General features: G+C 32.0%; 15 protein-coding genes and 3 pseudogenes. 12 read left to right on the top strand and 6 right to left on the bottom strand.

Going from position 1 to position 14,401, the window contains the following annotated elements; genetic code table 11:
* Positions 1-811: 811 nt before the first annotated feature.
* The 4 genes from DET63_RS04415 to DET63_RS04400 all read left to right on the top strand — a co-directional run bounded on the left by DET63_RS04415 (position 812) and on the right by DET63_RS04400 (position 2,092).
* A complete protein-coding gene (locus DET63_RS04415; RefSeq protein WP_002090534.1) occupies positions 812-1,153 on the top strand; it encodes a DMT family transporter in 342 nt (113 codons plus the stop codon).
* Positions 1,153-1,467, top strand: coding sequence for a DMT family transporter (locus DET63_RS04410; protein WP_061675676.1), 315 nt, complete (start codon positions 1,153-1,155; stop codon positions 1,465-1,467). Before DET63_RS04415 ends, DET63_RS04410 begins: the two co-directional genes overlap by 1 nt.
* Before the next feature lie 118 nt (positions 1,468-1,585).
* The gene (locus tag DET63_RS04405) at positions 1,586-1,780 is read left to right on the top strand and encodes a hypothetical protein (RefSeq protein WP_142675673.1); all 195 of its coding nucleotides are present in this window, start codon (positions 1,586-1,588) and stop codon (positions 1,778-1,780) included.
* Positions 1,781-1,810: 30 nt separating this feature from the next.
* Positions 1,811-2,092 carry a hypothetical protein gene (locus DET63_RS04400; protein ID WP_113935975.1) on the top strand — a complete coding sequence of 94 codons (282 nt, stop codon included), beginning with the start codon at positions 1,811-1,813 and terminating at the stop codon, positions 2,090-2,092.
* 188 nt (positions 2,093-2,280) lie between these two features.
* Here DET63_RS04400 and DET63_RS04395 read toward each other — a convergent pair.
* Positions 2,281-2,634, bottom strand: a pseudogene (locus DET63_RS04395) (hypothetical protein); the annotation flags it as partial.
* Between the two features lie 540 nt (positions 2,635-3,174).
* Positions 3,175-3,429 carry a SunI/YnzG family protein gene (locus DET63_RS04385; protein ID WP_002165351.1) on the bottom strand — a complete coding sequence of 85 codons (255 nt, stop codon included), beginning with the start codon at positions 3,427-3,429 and terminating at the stop codon, positions 3,175-3,177.
* Positions 3,430-3,673: 244 nt separating this feature from the next.
* Here DET63_RS04385 and DET63_RS04380 point away from each other — a divergent pair, with 244 nt between their 5' ends.
* On the top strand, positions 3,674-4,417 hold the full coding sequence (locus tag DET63_RS04380; RefSeq protein WP_181777895.1) for a M15 family metallopeptidase: 744 nt from the start codon (positions 3,674-3,676) through the stop codon (positions 4,415-4,417).
* A 1,401-nt stretch (positions 4,418-5,818) separates the two neighbouring features.
* On the opposite strand, the gene DET63_RS30520 is transcribed toward DET63_RS04380, so the two are convergent.
* Positions 5,819-6,115 (bottom strand): hypothetical protein, encoded by a 297-nt coding sequence (locus DET63_RS30520; RefSeq protein ID WP_002142559.1) that lies wholly within the window; start codon positions 6,113-6,115, stop codon positions 5,819-5,821.
* 129 nt (positions 6,116-6,244) lie between these two features.
* Here DET63_RS30520 and DET63_RS30515 point away from each other — a divergent pair.
* The 3 genes and pseudogenes from DET63_RS30515 to DET63_RS04365 form a co-directional block, all read left to right on the top strand.
* Positions 6,245-6,313: pseudogene (locus DET63_RS30515) on the top strand (Holliday junction resolvase RecU); the annotation flags it as partial.
* Positions 6,306-6,665 (top strand): annotated as a pseudogene (locus DET63_RS04370) (recombinase family protein); the annotation flags it as partial. The pseudogenes DET63_RS30515 and DET63_RS04370, both read left to right, overlap by 8 nt.
* Before the next feature lie 61 nt (positions 6,666-6,726).
* A complete protein-coding gene (locus DET63_RS04365) occupies positions 6,727-7,098 on the top strand; it encodes a hypothetical protein (protein WP_113935972.1) in 372 nt (123 codons plus the stop codon).
* Positions 7,099-7,166: 68 nt separating this feature from the next.
* Here the strand turns inward: DET63_RS04365 and DET63_RS04360 are convergent, their stop codons facing one another.
* Entirely contained in the window at positions 7,167-7,373 is a 207-nt protein-coding gene (locus tag DET63_RS04360) for a hypothetical protein (protein ID WP_000834521.1), read from the bottom strand.
* 517 nt (positions 7,374-7,890) lie between these two features.
* Here DET63_RS04360 and sigI point away from each other — a divergent pair.
* The 3 genes from sigI (at position 7,891) to DET63_RS04340 (ending at position 10,411) form a co-directional block, all read left to right on the top strand.
* Positions 7,891-8,613, top strand: coding sequence for an RNA polymerase sigma factor SigI (gene sigI, locus DET63_RS04350; RefSeq protein ID WP_113935971.1), 723 nt, complete (start codon positions 7,891-7,893; stop codon positions 8,611-8,613).
* Positions 8,606-9,955 (top strand): anti-sigma factor domain-containing protein, encoded by a 1,350-nt coding sequence (locus tag DET63_RS04345; RefSeq protein WP_113936104.1) that lies wholly within the window; start codon positions 8,606-8,608, stop codon positions 9,953-9,955. Before sigI ends, DET63_RS04345 begins: the two co-directional genes overlap by 8 nt.
* A gap of 180 nt (positions 9,956-10,135) precedes the next feature.
* On the top strand, positions 10,136-10,411 hold the full coding sequence (locus tag DET63_RS04340) for an ArsR/SmtB family transcription factor (protein ID WP_002146515.1): 276 nt from the start codon (positions 10,136-10,138) through the stop codon (positions 10,409-10,411).
* Positions 10,412-10,945: 534 nt separating this feature from the next.
* Here the strand turns inward: DET63_RS04340 and DET63_RS04335 are convergent.
* Positions 10,946-12,178 (bottom strand): sensor histidine kinase, encoded by a 1,233-nt coding sequence (locus DET63_RS04335; RefSeq protein ID WP_113935970.1) that lies wholly within the window; start codon positions 12,176-12,178, stop codon positions 10,946-10,948.
* Positions 12,179-12,182: 4 nt separating this feature from the next.
* Positions 12,183-12,875: a response regulator transcription factor gene (locus tag DET63_RS04330; protein WP_002137384.1), complete on the bottom strand. Its 693-nt coding sequence runs from the start codon at positions 12,873-12,875 to the stop codon at positions 12,183-12,185.
* A 709-nt stretch (positions 12,876-13,584) separates the two neighbouring features.
* Between DET63_RS04330 and DET63_RS04325 the strand changes: the two genes are divergently transcribed.
* The gene (locus tag DET63_RS04325) at positions 13,585-14,385 is read left to right on the top strand and encodes a lipoprotein BA_5634 family protein (protein ID WP_002137382.1); all 801 of its coding nucleotides are present in this window, start codon (positions 13,585-13,587) and stop codon (positions 14,383-14,385) included.
* Positions 14,386-14,401: the final 16 nt, after the last annotated feature.

Here is a 14,401-nt window from a genome sequence, read left to right as displayed (position 1 = left end):
TGCCTTCATTATATACCAAATCCTAACATGTGAAGTTTTAATATTTGAAAATTACGTAAATTTAGAGAGAGAAAATAAAACCCTGATTATAATTCCTAAAAACCTCAATTGTTTATTTTGCACAAAACACTTTAAAACAATATTTATATCATAATAAATTATAAAAAATGTGAGTGTAGGTAAATAGAGAAGAATGTAGCATTCTTACAGAAAGGTATATATTTATGTTTAAGATTAATTAACTATAAGAAAATGAATTTCATATTATATCTAAATATAATTCATGAATATATGTAAATGGGGTATTCTTATTTTTTTATTTATGTGATGAAGAAATTTGGTGTAGGAGAATTAAACAAACGTTTGTTAAAATATTTTATCTATGAATCAATGTGCGAGATATATGAGTTACGGGGTTCAATTGTCCACTTTGTTAAATTCCACGTTTGTTATATAAATTTTATATAATAAAGAAAAAAGTATCGCTCAATTATATTTTCTATTATCGGTAACACTTTAGGTAAACTATTTAATGTGGTCTCGTCAACAAAATACGAATCTTGTACGCTAAGCGGATTCCAAAATGGGAAAATATAGTTAAGGGAGCGATGAGAATGAAAGATGTATACAAAGCATTAAACTATTTTGTTTTCATGTGTGTATGTATATTTAGTTTTGGTCTTGTCCGAGAGAAAACTCACAGCTTTACTGTGTAACGGAAGGATAAAAGCCTGGAAGAAACTGTTTAACAGTTTTCTCTTAGGCTTTTTTTGTTTTTTTTGGTAAGAATAAAATTGGAGGTGTCTTTTAGATGAGTAAAGACTGGATTAAAGTATTTATTGCTGCTTTCTTTGAAATTTTTTGGGTTATTGGTTTAAAAAATGCTGATGATTTTTGGACTTGGACGGGGACTATCATTGCTATATTTTTCAGCTTTTATTTAATGATCATGGCAGGAAGAAAACTTCCCGTGGGAACTGTTTATGCTGTTTTTGTTGGGTTAGGTACAGCTGGAACTGTCTTTTCTGAAATCCTGTTCTTTGGTGAACCATTTAAAGTGGGAAAAGTACTCTTGATTTTATTTTTATTAGCTGGAGTAATTGGCTTGAAATTAGTTACAGATGACAAAGTTCAGAAAGGTGATGAATCCTAATGGCATGGATTTCTTTAATCTTAGCAGGTCTTTTTGAAATGTTTGGTGTTGCTATGATAAATAAATTGCATAAAGATCAAAATTGGCAATCATTAGCTTTGTTAATTCTCGGATTTGGATTAAGTTTTATATTTCTTGCTTACGCAATGGAAACACTACCTATGGGAACCGCTTATGCAATTTGGACTGGAATTGGTGCGTCTGGAGGTGCAATTTTAGGCATGGTTTTTTATGGCGAATCAAAAGACTGGAGAAGACTTATCTTTATAGGTATGGTTTTAGGTGCTGCAATAGGTTTAAAACTCGTTTCATAAATGATTTTTTAGATTGTACTATGAAGAAGATAATCTGTTTTTATTAAGCAAATTATCTTCTTCATTTTTTGCACCTCTTCATATGTAATCAGGTGACTATTATAACGTGTGTATACTTATGATGCAATTAATACTGTGGATAGAAAAAGGGATAGAAGTACTGAAATGGGTGATTGAAGAAAATGAAAAGCTTTCAGATTCAAAATTAATAGAAGTGTTCGATATGGAATGGATTAGAAAAAATAATCTATCACCCCCGCTCAATAAGCATTGGGGGAACAATCCTTTTCATTATTTAAATGCAGCATATTGAGGTGAATTTCAATAATGGAAATTTTGTAGAGTGCGAAAAGGATATTGGAATAAATCAACCGCGCTTCAGGTATTACATATATTATTGAAAGAAAAATATAAGATGGCAGAAGAAGATGTACTACAAACATGTGATACGAAGTGGGTTGTTGCAAATGACTTATCAACGCCCTTACATAATTTTTGGAAGAACAATCCGTTTCGTATATTGCATGACTACAATCCAGAAGTATATACAATAGAAAAATGGGAAGTCATAAAGAGGATGAGAAGAAAGAAACGAGTTGGAAACAAAAATACACCTATTGTATAGGTGTATTTTTTAGACTTGAAAACCACTTATGTAGTAGAGATTTCTCTCGGCTACAGTGTACCACATTAGAAAACATGCGTATACATCATATTTGTTACGTAAAATAGTTTTCTTTTAGAATACGGATCATTTAAAATCTAACTTGATCCCCTTTTGGTAACTTAGATATCTCCGCCAGGTTCTGTATTAGCAGGAGCCACGCCAGTATTACCATGAGATTCTAACGTAGGAGCGATTAAATCTGCATGAGTCTCTTTTTTAGGAGCCCAACCTTCCCCATGAGTATTTGTAAATGAAGGTGCCCAAGTATCTCCTTTATTGTATGATGAAATAGGAGGTCTTCCATGATCATAAGCAGGAGCCCATGAATCCCCATGTGACTCTAATCTCGGAGCGCCACCAGTATCCCAAATATTATAGGCAGGCGCGCCAGTATGGCCATGTTCAGCTTTTACAACTCCGCCATCCCCAATGTTTAAGCCAAAAAGACCAAAACTAAAGACAGATAATCCTACAATTGTTGTACCAATTTTTCTTTTCAAACTATACCTCTCCTTTTTTTTCTGTTTTTTCTATTTTGTCTAAACGTGGTAGATAAAATGAAACAAATCGTAAAAAATTACCAATTCCATACGATATACGACTAATTCTGTGTAAGATTTTGTAAAACCTCCTTGATATTTGAATTTTATAAAAATAAATTTCGACAAAAAAACCACCTTTTCAAGTGGTTGTATGGATAAAGGGATATTTTTAAACTTGCACGGAAGGGTCGTGAAAACGGCTTTTGAAGTAGGTAGGCTGGGGCGGCATTTCTATTAATTACAACACAGTTGATCATATCGAAGAAGTGCATGAGGTAAACAATAACACTCAAAATAATGATGATGTGTGGATTTGGTCTTAATAAGATTAGTAATATTAGAATCAAAACAGTAAGACGTACTTATGTTGTAAAAGCTATACTGAAGTGAGTATGGATTATAAAATTTATTTCGATTAAACAAAGGAGAGGAGTCTATTCTATGACTTCTCTCCTTTGCTTTATTCGAACTTTGTTTGAGTCTATTATATGACCATATTTAAGCAAGAATAGCTTTTAAAATCGACACTTTATTCGTAGTAAATAATACATAATTTTGTTTTACAGTTCTAATTAATATACGATCAGTTGTCCCATATGCTGTTCCGATACGGATTGCACTTGGTTCTTCAACACCCGCATAGGTAGCATCTTCGGTAACCTCAATCACATCACGTAATGGAATCGTGACCTCCGCAAATTGCCATGAAATAATTAACTCTTCTTTTGTTTTTTTGACATCAATACCTAGCATTATACCAAGACCTTTCTATAATAGAATGCTGCACTTCATATCTTATTATACAAATTTTTAGATTGTTTTTCTACATGTATGAATAGAGCTGATATTTTAAGGGTGCCAAAAGAAAGGGAAGATATACTATCAATCTATTAAGGAATACGTTATGAAGAAAAGTTCACAGGGAATTAATATGGATTTGATATGGTTGAAGTATGATGAATGAGTAACAGTAGGAGTTGCAGGAAGGAAATGAATGATGAGACTTAAATTAGTAGGAACCTTAACTTGTATAGTAGTAATGTTAGGTATCTTTATCATTTACACCAATATATCTATTGGTAAAGAACCATATAAGACAAACCATGAAACTAGTGAAAACTCCATAAATAAAGAAAAAAATAGTAAGCAAAATGGGACTTCAAATAAGATAGCAAGTTCCTTTGCTAGTATACAAGCTGTAGTAAATAAGGAATATGGTTTACCCGAAGACTATATGCCAGAGGATTTAGTTGTACCAAATGTACCGTTCTCATTTAGTGGAACGGTAGAAAAGAGTCATCTTCGTAAAGAAGCAGCGGAAGCGTTAGAAAAACTATTCCTTTTAGCTAAGCAAGATGGGATCCAGTTGAATGCTGTTTCAGGATTTCGTTCCTATGGGTATCAAAAAGGTCTGTATGCCAACAATGTTAAAAAGAAAGGGCAAGAGCATACGGATCGCTTCTCTGCAAAGCCAGGGCATAGCGAACATCAAACAGGGTTAACGATGGATGTTTCTTCTAAAAGTGCGAACAATGAACTAGAGCTATCCTTTGCGAATACGAAGGAAGGAAAATGGCTGAAAGAAAACGCGCATCGTGCAGGGTTTATCATTCGTTATCCTAAGGGGAAGGAAAGTATTACGGGTTATGCATATGAACCTTGGCATATTCGCTATGTAGGAGATATTGCTGAAAATATATATAAGGAAAAATTGACTTTAGAAGAATATATGAATCTGTGAAAATAGAATTGAAGAGTTAAACTGTATTCATTGTTTATGAATGCTACTTTTTCTATTAAAAAGCCTAATTTCTCAATGTTTTGTAGAGAAATTAGGTTTTTTTCATCACTTCATTAGAGTTTTTTAGGCTTCGTTCGTTGGTATACTTCACACAATATTATAAAGGAAATAGAACTTACTGAAGATAACATATGAATGTTTTATAAATGTATCAAAAAAGTGAACAAAATCGTTATTTTGCACAACAAGGTAGTCAGCTTAATGAAATAACTGCTTGTAAAAAAAGAAGCCCTACAGGAAATATTACAGGGCTTCACCAAGTTGAGTTATGTCGTATTCACAAGGGATTTTAACATGATATTTGTGTTGAATAAACTGGTAAATGTGTCCAAGTAATTTGGAGCTATTTTATAAAAAAAGAGAAGCGCTTAATCAGGACGCTCCTCTTAATGCCAATACACAATAACTATCCCATTATACTATATAAGCGTAAAATATTTAACAATTACCTTCATGGTAAATATTTCATTTTGTCTTAGTGCCTTTAAATCACGAAAAAAGGTTCTGCTGTTTCCAACAGAACCTTTCCTAAAATGGCAAAGAGTAACTCTTACCTTACTCTTTGTTCATATACTACAGGAGTTTTAATGAAAATCCAAGGCTCCTTATATTGAGAAATAAAGAAGAATCATTATAAAAATTTTATCTTTTTTCATAAATAAAAGAGCAGCTAGCAAAAACTAACTGCTCAATACAAGGAGATACAGAGAAAACTAAATGGATTTTGGCATACAGCCTATCAACATTATGGACATAATATTGATTTTTATTCGAAGGAATTCATGTTTTACAAATCAGATTATGATAGTCGATATTCTCCATATTGACCAGAAAAGAACCAAGAATTCTAGTGAAATTCCAAGTGTTCTTTTCCTAGTTTTTTGAAATTCTTTTACTAAATAGCCAATAGCGCTAATTGCTAGAAGAATGAAAAGAATAAGTTCTAGTGTAACTGGCATTTGATCTACTCCTAATCTATTATTTTAATTCAGTATATAACAATTATAAGATATTTTTTTTGTGGTTAGTGGTGAGAAATTAAACAAAACCATCTCTTTACGAAAAAAGGTCCTGTTGTCTCCAACAGAACCTTTCCTAAAATGGCAAAGAGTAACTCTTACCTTACTCTTTGTTTATATACTACAGGAGTTTTAATGAAAATCCAAGGCTCCTTATATTGAGAAATAAAGAAGAATCATTCTAAAGAATCTTATCTTTGTTATAAATATAAGAGCAGTTAGCAAAAACTAACTGCTCATCTCCAAGGGAGAACAAGGAGAAAAATCTAATGTCATCTATATTATTGACGGAATATTGAGTTTTACTCATAAAAAACTACGTTTAACTTAATGCATAACCCACAATCAAAGTTAGTGTTAAAAAAACTGATAATAACAATGTTAGTAAGACTGTTGCTACACTCCTAAGCATCGCAATCCAATTATTCATCTTAGAAAATCCTATAATGCCAGCAAAAAAAGTTCCTATTGTTAAAACTAGTAATATAAATAAAGGGTGAATGTGTAATGAATCCGTGAAAAATTTGAATAATTCAAGTGGAATTTCAAAATATAAACGGAATAGTCCAACGCAAATCAAAGAGCATATAAAGGACCATAGATTGAGGTTATGTTTCATAGCTTTCTCCTATGTTATCAAAATAGTTTTACTCAATTTTAATGGGAAATAAAAGAAAAAGATAGAGGTTATAAATTAGAATCAAGTTTTTAACAAAATAATCCTTTTAATAGAAAGAGAGGAATAACAATGGGACTCGGAAACCGTGGGATGGCATTTGAAATGCTTATCAATCTAGCGAATGAAATGTATCATAGAAACAATTAAAGAAAAAGGGGCTTCTATTAAGTCGTTAAAAGACAATTGGCTTGATACTACAAGCGATAATCCATACAGCACTTTCCGACTCACTGTAATGGCTGGTGTTAATGAGTTAGAACGTGAACTAATTCGAATGCGGCAACGAGAAGGTATTGAACTAGCTAAAGAGCGTGGTGTTTATAAAGGGCGCCCTAAGAAGTACGATGATGATAATCCTAATATGGAACATGCTTTAGATCTGCTTGCAAACCGAAAGGAAAACAAGCTTACAGTAAAGAAGATATGTGAGGTTACAGGTGTAAGCCGCACGGTTCTTTATGAGAGAGCAAAAGAAAAGGGAAGTATGTAGATTTTAAAGTAGCGAATGCGCTGCTTTTTTATTTTATCATTTAAATTGTTTTTGAGTAGAAATGAAAATAGGGGTTTGCCTTAAACATTTATTATTAATCAAGAATATGAGTATAGAAACAGGTCTAAATTCTGTAATGGTGGAGGGGATTGTTGTGGACATAACTCAAAGTGTGGTAAGAATAGTGGTTAATGGGAAAGACCTTCCGTTCACTTCAGTTCAAACCTCTGCATGGAATCATGGACCTGTAAATGATTTAATCGTTTCGACGAATCAGAGAGTGAATGAGCTTTATCAATTCATGTGGTCACAAGTACCAGTTACGATCTCGGTGTATTTTCTTCAAGGGGCGGACTTAATGAGATTCGCTAGGATCGCTGGAATTAATGAACGTGTAACGGGAGAATATATATATCATTTCATTTGGGGATAAGAAGAATTCAAAGTAGCTTAACAGCTGCTTTTTTATTTTGCATAGAAAAAGGAACCATAATAGGCTCCTTAATTTGATTCAGAAGTTGTGTAGTTTTTCTTGATGATATCTTTTATGTTGATAATTAAGGATATAAGGAATCCAGCAGCTAGGATACCGTTTACCCAGTAATATGTATTCCCGGATGTAAATTTATTATAAAAGGAATCGATATTATAATACACTAAGCCTGCTGAAATGACGGTAGAGATTACTAACGTACCAAAACTTTTCATGACGCTGCCCTCCGATTCTGAAATTTTAGACTTTTAATACAATTATACATTTAAATAAAAAGGTTTACAAAGGAATTACCATAAGGAGGAGTTATAACGAGTTTCTTCCAATTGATGGTTTTTATTTTTGAAAAAATAACTATTTTATAAAAAATATTTTTTTGACCCCCATAAAATTATTTATTCCTTCGAATATATATAAGTAGAAGAAAACAAATGAAAGAAAAAGCTAAAATTACCAAAAATATAGCGAAGAGTTATTCAAAGATTGCAGCTAAAATAGAAAAGAGCAAGAAGAACAAGTGGTATTGCAAAAGAAAACAAGAAAGTAATACAAAATACAGACTTCACTTTAGTACAAGTGGAAAAAATAGTCATATAAAAAGTCGGCCTCGAAAAATATGAGCACCAGCAAGTAGACAAGCCCAAAGAAAAGTACTAAGAAAATGTGGTTAAATGGTCACTTGTTTAGTGACCATTTTGCTATTTGAAGCAGAAGGAGGCAGGGAGATTACTAGTGTTGAGTTTAGTAATGAAAATCTTAAAAAAAACGAAAATAGAAAATATCGTATTTAACATACAAAACAACGGAGGAGATAAGGAAGCTTTTATCGTACAGTATCAGCCGTTTATTAGAAAATCAATCTCGTCTGTCTGCCGCAGGTACATTACAGAACAGGATGATGAATATAGTATTGGATTGTTTGCGTTTAACGAAGCAATTGAACAGTATTCATATAAAAAAGGAAAATCTTTTCTAGCGTTTGCTGATCTTCTTATAAAAAGAGATGTAATTGACTATATACGCAAGGAGTCTAAGCATAATCTTGTCTTTTTAAAAGAAGATAAGCAAGAGGAAATATTAGAAATACAAGTATCGCTTACGGAGTATATGAAAGAGATGGAAAATAGTAACCGTAAGGAGGAAATTCTTCATTTTCAAAGTGTGCTAGCTGAGTTTAAAATCACATTTTCAGAGCTTGCTAAGGAATCCCCTAAGCATCGTGATACGCGTGAGCACTTAATAGAAATTGTAAAGATTATTATAAAAGACGAGAAAATGATGGAAGAGCTATTCCGAAAGAAAAAGTTACCCCTTAAACATATTGAACCACGTGTTAGGGTAAGTCGTAAAACGTTGGAGCGACATCGAAAATACATTATTGCGATGTGTATTATCTTTGCAAACAACTATACATATATTCTGGATTATATAAGAGGGGAGAAGCATGATGAATAAAGGAATTGTGATGGATATAAAGAAACATAACGTAGTTGTTTTAACTCCAAATGGAGAGTTTATTACGTTTAAAAGAAAAGTACACTCTTACATGATTGGAGAGGAAATCTCGTTTAACGAACAAGAGCAAAGAGCACCGCGTTTTTCAATGCCACCTTTCTTAAAGCCTACAACAGTAATTGTTGCTGGTTTTCTATGCGTATTGCTGTTTTTCTACAATCAACCGGAAGAAAAAGTGTTTGCTTATGTCTCAGTTGATATAAATCCAAGTTTAGAGGCGAGCGTAACGGAAGATCTTCGTGTTATAGATTTGCGGGCTTGTAATGATGATGGAAGGCGTATTTTAAAAGAAATGAAAGGGTGGGAAAATAAGCATCTGCAAGACGTAATACGTACTATTATAAAGCAGAGTCAAAAGGATAAGTACTTAACGAATGATAAGCAAGTTATGCTAACAGCTGTTACAAAGGACAAATCGCTAGAACCACAGTTGGAAAAGGCTATGCAGGAATTAAAGAAAGAGTATGAGATAAAACATGTTACAGTCGAATATCAAAGCAGTACGATGCAAATACGGGAGGATGCCAATAAAGCAGGAGTTGGCACAGGTGTTTATATAAAGCAAGAGAAAGAGAAGCAGAAATCGCTTACTCCACCTGCATCGCCGCCTAATCAAGAACAACAAAAGTCATCTTCTGATGCATCATCGGACGCATCTCCTGTAAAAGAAGAAAGCAACGAGAAGAAAGAGCATATAGAACAAAAGCAATCTAATGAACAACAACCGAAGCAAATAAAAGAAAATAATGGGAATCAGCAAGAGAACAACGGAAGAGGATCACAAGGAAATAATGGAAATGGGCAAGGAAACAACGGCAGAGGGTCACAAGGAAATAATGGAAATGGGCAAGGAAACAACGGCAGAGGGTCACAAGGAAATAATGGAAATGGGCAAGGAAACAAGGGAAGAGAGTCACAAGGAAATAATGGAAACCAGCAAGGGAACAACGGAAGAGAATCGCAAGGGAATAATGGGCATCAGCAAGAGAATAACGGAAGAGAATCGCAAGGGAATAATGGAAATGGTCAAGGGAACAACGGAAGAGAATCGCAAGGGAATAATGGAAATGGTCAAGGGAACAACGGAAGAGAATCGCAAGGAAATAATGGGAATGGTCAAGGGAACAACGGAAGAGAATCGCAAGGAAATAATGGGAATGGTCAAGGGAACAACGGAAGAGAATCGCAAGGGAATAATGGAAATCAGCAAGAGAACAACGGTAGAGGATCACAAGGAAATAATGGGAATCAGCAAGGGAACAATGGTAGAGGGTCTCAGTAAGGAAAGCTCCTACCACATAATATCGAGTGGAAGAAAAATCTATAGAATATTGAACAGAGGGATTCCTTCCATCTGAAGGAATTTCTTAATATTTTTTAAAATGACGGACATAAAATCGTATATCCTTTCGAATTATATATATGGATATCATTAATATTTATATAAAAGGGGAGAAAAAATATGAAAAAAACAAAAGAAATGTATGAAGAAATCGCTGAAGTATTAAAGGTATTGGCACATCCTGTCCGTTTATCCTTAGTAAAAATAATGCTTGCAAAAGGCCCTACGAATGTAACAACAATGTATGGGGATTTACAAATGCCCCAAAGTACAATTAGTCAACATTTATCCAAACTAAAAGCTGCTAAAATCGTTACAGGTACTCGAAAAGGATTAGAAATTTATTATGAGGTAACGGACAATCGTACAAAAGCGATATTAGCAAGTTTAGTTTAAATGCTGATTTTCTAGCCTGCAAAATTAAGAAGAGGATACGAAAGTAATTCTGTGGCTATAATTTTTAAGACTCCTATACGAGAGTTATATTTATAAGAATATTTAATTTTCTTTCCCTGCAGTTAGTTCTTTTGAGAAGTCAGCGTTTTGTTAACTTAATAGTGATGTGGCGATACCGAATCGCTATGAAGATAACAAAAGCAAATCCCGCCAAATAAATTTTTTCGTTTTTGGAGGTACTTCCCATGCACATCAAGCTAAGATTTTAAAGTACCCCCTAAATGGAAATTTTGTGTTTTTATAGCATCGAAGTTTATTTTTCTCTTTTTGGGGTAACTTGTTTTCTTAAGTTGATAGCGATGTGGCGGTATCCTAGGCCTATCAAGCTAAAATTTTTAATTACCCCCAAAACGAAAAATTTATCTCTCTACAGTCATTTATGAAAAATTAATCGAATTTCTTTTTTTCAACAGATGATTAATTTTTTAAAATTATACTCAAAGGTTAGGATTTTACAATAACTTTTATGAACTATTAATACTTCATAAAAGTTATTGTGAATTTTGTGAATGAGTGTTTTTGGCTTTCTACTTTAATAAATCCATGATGAGCTTCGATAATTGATTTTGTTAGTGCTAAGCCAATTCCAATGGACCCTTCTTTATTAGAATTTTTTGTTTTGTAAAATCTATCGAATATATATGGCAAATCTTCTGATGCAATACCTTCACCAAAATCTTGAATTATAATTTCAGTATGAATAGGAGAGTTTGTGACTTCAATATAAATGGAACCATTCTCATTTGAATGTTCAATAGAATTCTTTAAAATATTTAATAAAGCTTCTTGCATCCAAATACTGTCATGGAAAAGTGATATTTTTTCATTGGTTTTTAAATGTATGTTCATATTTTTTTTATTTAATTTACTGTTCAAACTAGCAATGGCCTCATAAATTGTATCAATAATATCAGAGTTTTCTTTTTCAAATAGTATTGCCCTAGCATCTATTTTTGAAACTTTTAATAAATTATGTATTAAAAAGCTGATTCTTGAAATTTGAACATCATTATTGTGTAAAAAATGATGTTGCTGTTCATTTAATTTACCTTGTAATAAGATATCGTTGTTCACTGTTAGTGTTGAGAGTGGTGTTTTTAGTTGATGAGAAATATCTTGTAAAGTTTGAATTAAAAATTGTTTCTCTTCCAATAAATTATGCATACTTTTTCTAATAACATTTTTCAGTTTATGAAAAGAATTAGCAAGTTTAGCTAAATCTCCTTCTCTATTTTCCTTGATATCAATGGTGTAATCACCTTCAATAATTTTATTCGCTGCAGCTGTTACATTTCTAATTTTTAAGAAAAAAGATTTATATTGTAAGTAATTTAGAAAAATTAGGATTAAACTGAACCCTATTACTCCAAGGAGCATGTATATATTGTTTTGGGATATATGTTTATTTAAATAAGGAAAAAGTCTTGAATCCAATTCAGCAGATAGACCATATTGATTTAATAGCATTTCTCCATCACTGGAATAATCTTTTTTATTCGCTGTATCATTTGTAAGTGTTTGTATTATTTCGTATTCATTTTCTGGGTTTTGTGCAATAAGTTTTCCGGTAATTTCACTCCAAATAGTAATATAATCATTTTTTAAATGGTCATATAGAATATGAACTGTGATAACTTGATATATAATAAATAAAAAAGAGATTAATGCTAATGTAAGTATATTAATTTTTATTTCTCGATTTATCATTAAATTACTCCTTACTGACGTCTTTATTCCAATAATATCCGAGACCTCTTTGTGTGATTATGTAGTTAGGGTTTTGTGGAGTATCCTCAATTTTACTTCTTAATCTTTTTACATAAACAGAAAGAGTATTTTCATCGAAAAACACTTCACTTTCATCTGCTATTTTTTTCAATATCTCATTTCTTTGTAATACTTTATGAGGATTTAGCATTAACGTTAATAAGAGTTTGTATTCTAAATGCGTTAAATTTATACTTTTCTCATGCTTAAAAGCTCTGGCCGCCTCAACTTCAAGCTGTATATTTCCAGACCTCAATATAGTATTAGAAGCTGTTTTAATTTTTTTTCTTAATTGTACCTTTACTCTAGATAATAGCTCTTTTACCCTGAAGGGTTTTGTTATATAATCATCCCCACCAATTTCAAGGCCCATTACTACATTTGCCTCCTCATCTAGTGCTGTGAGAAAAATAATAGGTATATCACCTTTTCTTTTAAGATAGGTACATAAATCATACCCATTTCCATCTGGGAGTCCAACATCCAATATAGCTAAGTCAAATTTATTATTTTCGTATTGATCTTTTGCATCTTGTACAGTAGAAACTCTTATAACCTCAAGTCCTTCTCCTTTTAGAGTAAACTCAATAGCCATTCCTAGATCGTTATCGTCTTCAACGAATAATACTTTATCCACAGTATCTCTCCTCATTTGTCTTTGATTATGGCAGTATTTTAGATTATGACAGTTATTTTACACGTTGATTGGCTAATTTAAAATAGTTTAGTATGGAAATGGACTTTTAGAGGCTTTTCTGAGTATAAGCATAATACCCAAATCGGCTTTCAGCTTTTCAGCACATAATAAGATACAACAATTATTTAAAGCAGAATATTTACGTAATTCATACATGTTCTTGCTTATATTTTGAAAAACCTTGTAATAGAGTCCTGTTGAATTTGTACGTCTTTATAAAATCAGTAATGTTTTATTAAAGTTATCTTATACAAAAATGTTAAATGAAAATTGGATTCGCATTAATTATGTAAATGAATTTTAAAAACAGCTCATTGAGATTAAGAGCCGAATGGGAGCGGATTTTCGAGAATTTGAAAAGTATGTGTGTACTTAAATAAGTGTATAAAAGCCATTTAAGTGTACAATTTTAAAATATATCTTGAGCAGAGTTACGAGTATATAAAAAGTTAGATTTAGTAATCTTACTAAACTGTAAGATTAAAGTATATATAGTAAGACAAGAGTTATTCAATTAGCAATTAAAGACGTCTATACTGAAGGTAATCATTCTTTATTAAGACTTTTAGCATTTTAGCCACTGTTTTATTTAAAGAAGAAAACCACTGTTCTAATCCCAGATTAAACATAGTATATGAGGAGGAAGAAAATGAAAAAGGTAATAGGATTTCTAGCAGTAACAGCAATTTTTATAGGTATAGGGTTTGCTGTAAATCGTTATATAAATGGTCCCTCACAACCAGTAAACGGTATCATGGTATCGGGAACGAAAGAAAATATATCTGCTGTTAAAAATCTGTATAAAGATCAAAACGTACAAACAGCAGATTATAGTTATAAATTGGTCACAGAATTAATAAAACAAGAACTCACTACCGAACAGAACGAAGAAATTAAGAAAGAATGGAAAGAAAAAGCAGGAAATATGACTGAAGAAGAGATGGATAAGGAACTTGATAAACCATTTGTTAGAAAGAAACAATATGCGGTAATTACAAAATCTACAGCTGAAAAATTCTTAAAAAAAGGAATTATAAGAACGCCCTTAGAAAAAGATAGTTCTTCAATGACTTCAACCCCGGTAAAAGAAATAAAAGAATTAGCGAGTGGAAAAAACTTGTTTTATAGGAAAACAGCAGAAGATGAGGAAATAAAGGATGGGAATTTAAATTTAAATGGACAAATGATACCTGTTCAACATATTGAACAAAATAATTGGATTGGTTATTTTTCATCACCAATAGTAATTGTTAATGAGGAAACATATAAACAATTAAAAGAAAAAGAAGTAAGTCTTTCGTTAATTAAGTTTGCAAAAGAAAATTTTGATTATAAAAATAAAAACAAGGTAAAAAAGGTGGTTGAAAACATTACAAAAGTGTATGAAGTGAAAGACGAGAATGGTGACTACGATAAGGATAAAATCTATTTTGTAGAGATTCAAAATTAATCTGTGAAAAGGATGA

The organism is Bacillus sp. DB-2, from assembly GCF_003315125.1.
GTDB lineage: Bacteria > Bacillota > Bacilli > Bacillales > Bacillaceae_G > Bacillus_A > Bacillus_A mycoides.
This window is presented reverse-complemented; position numbering and strand designations above follow the sequence as displayed.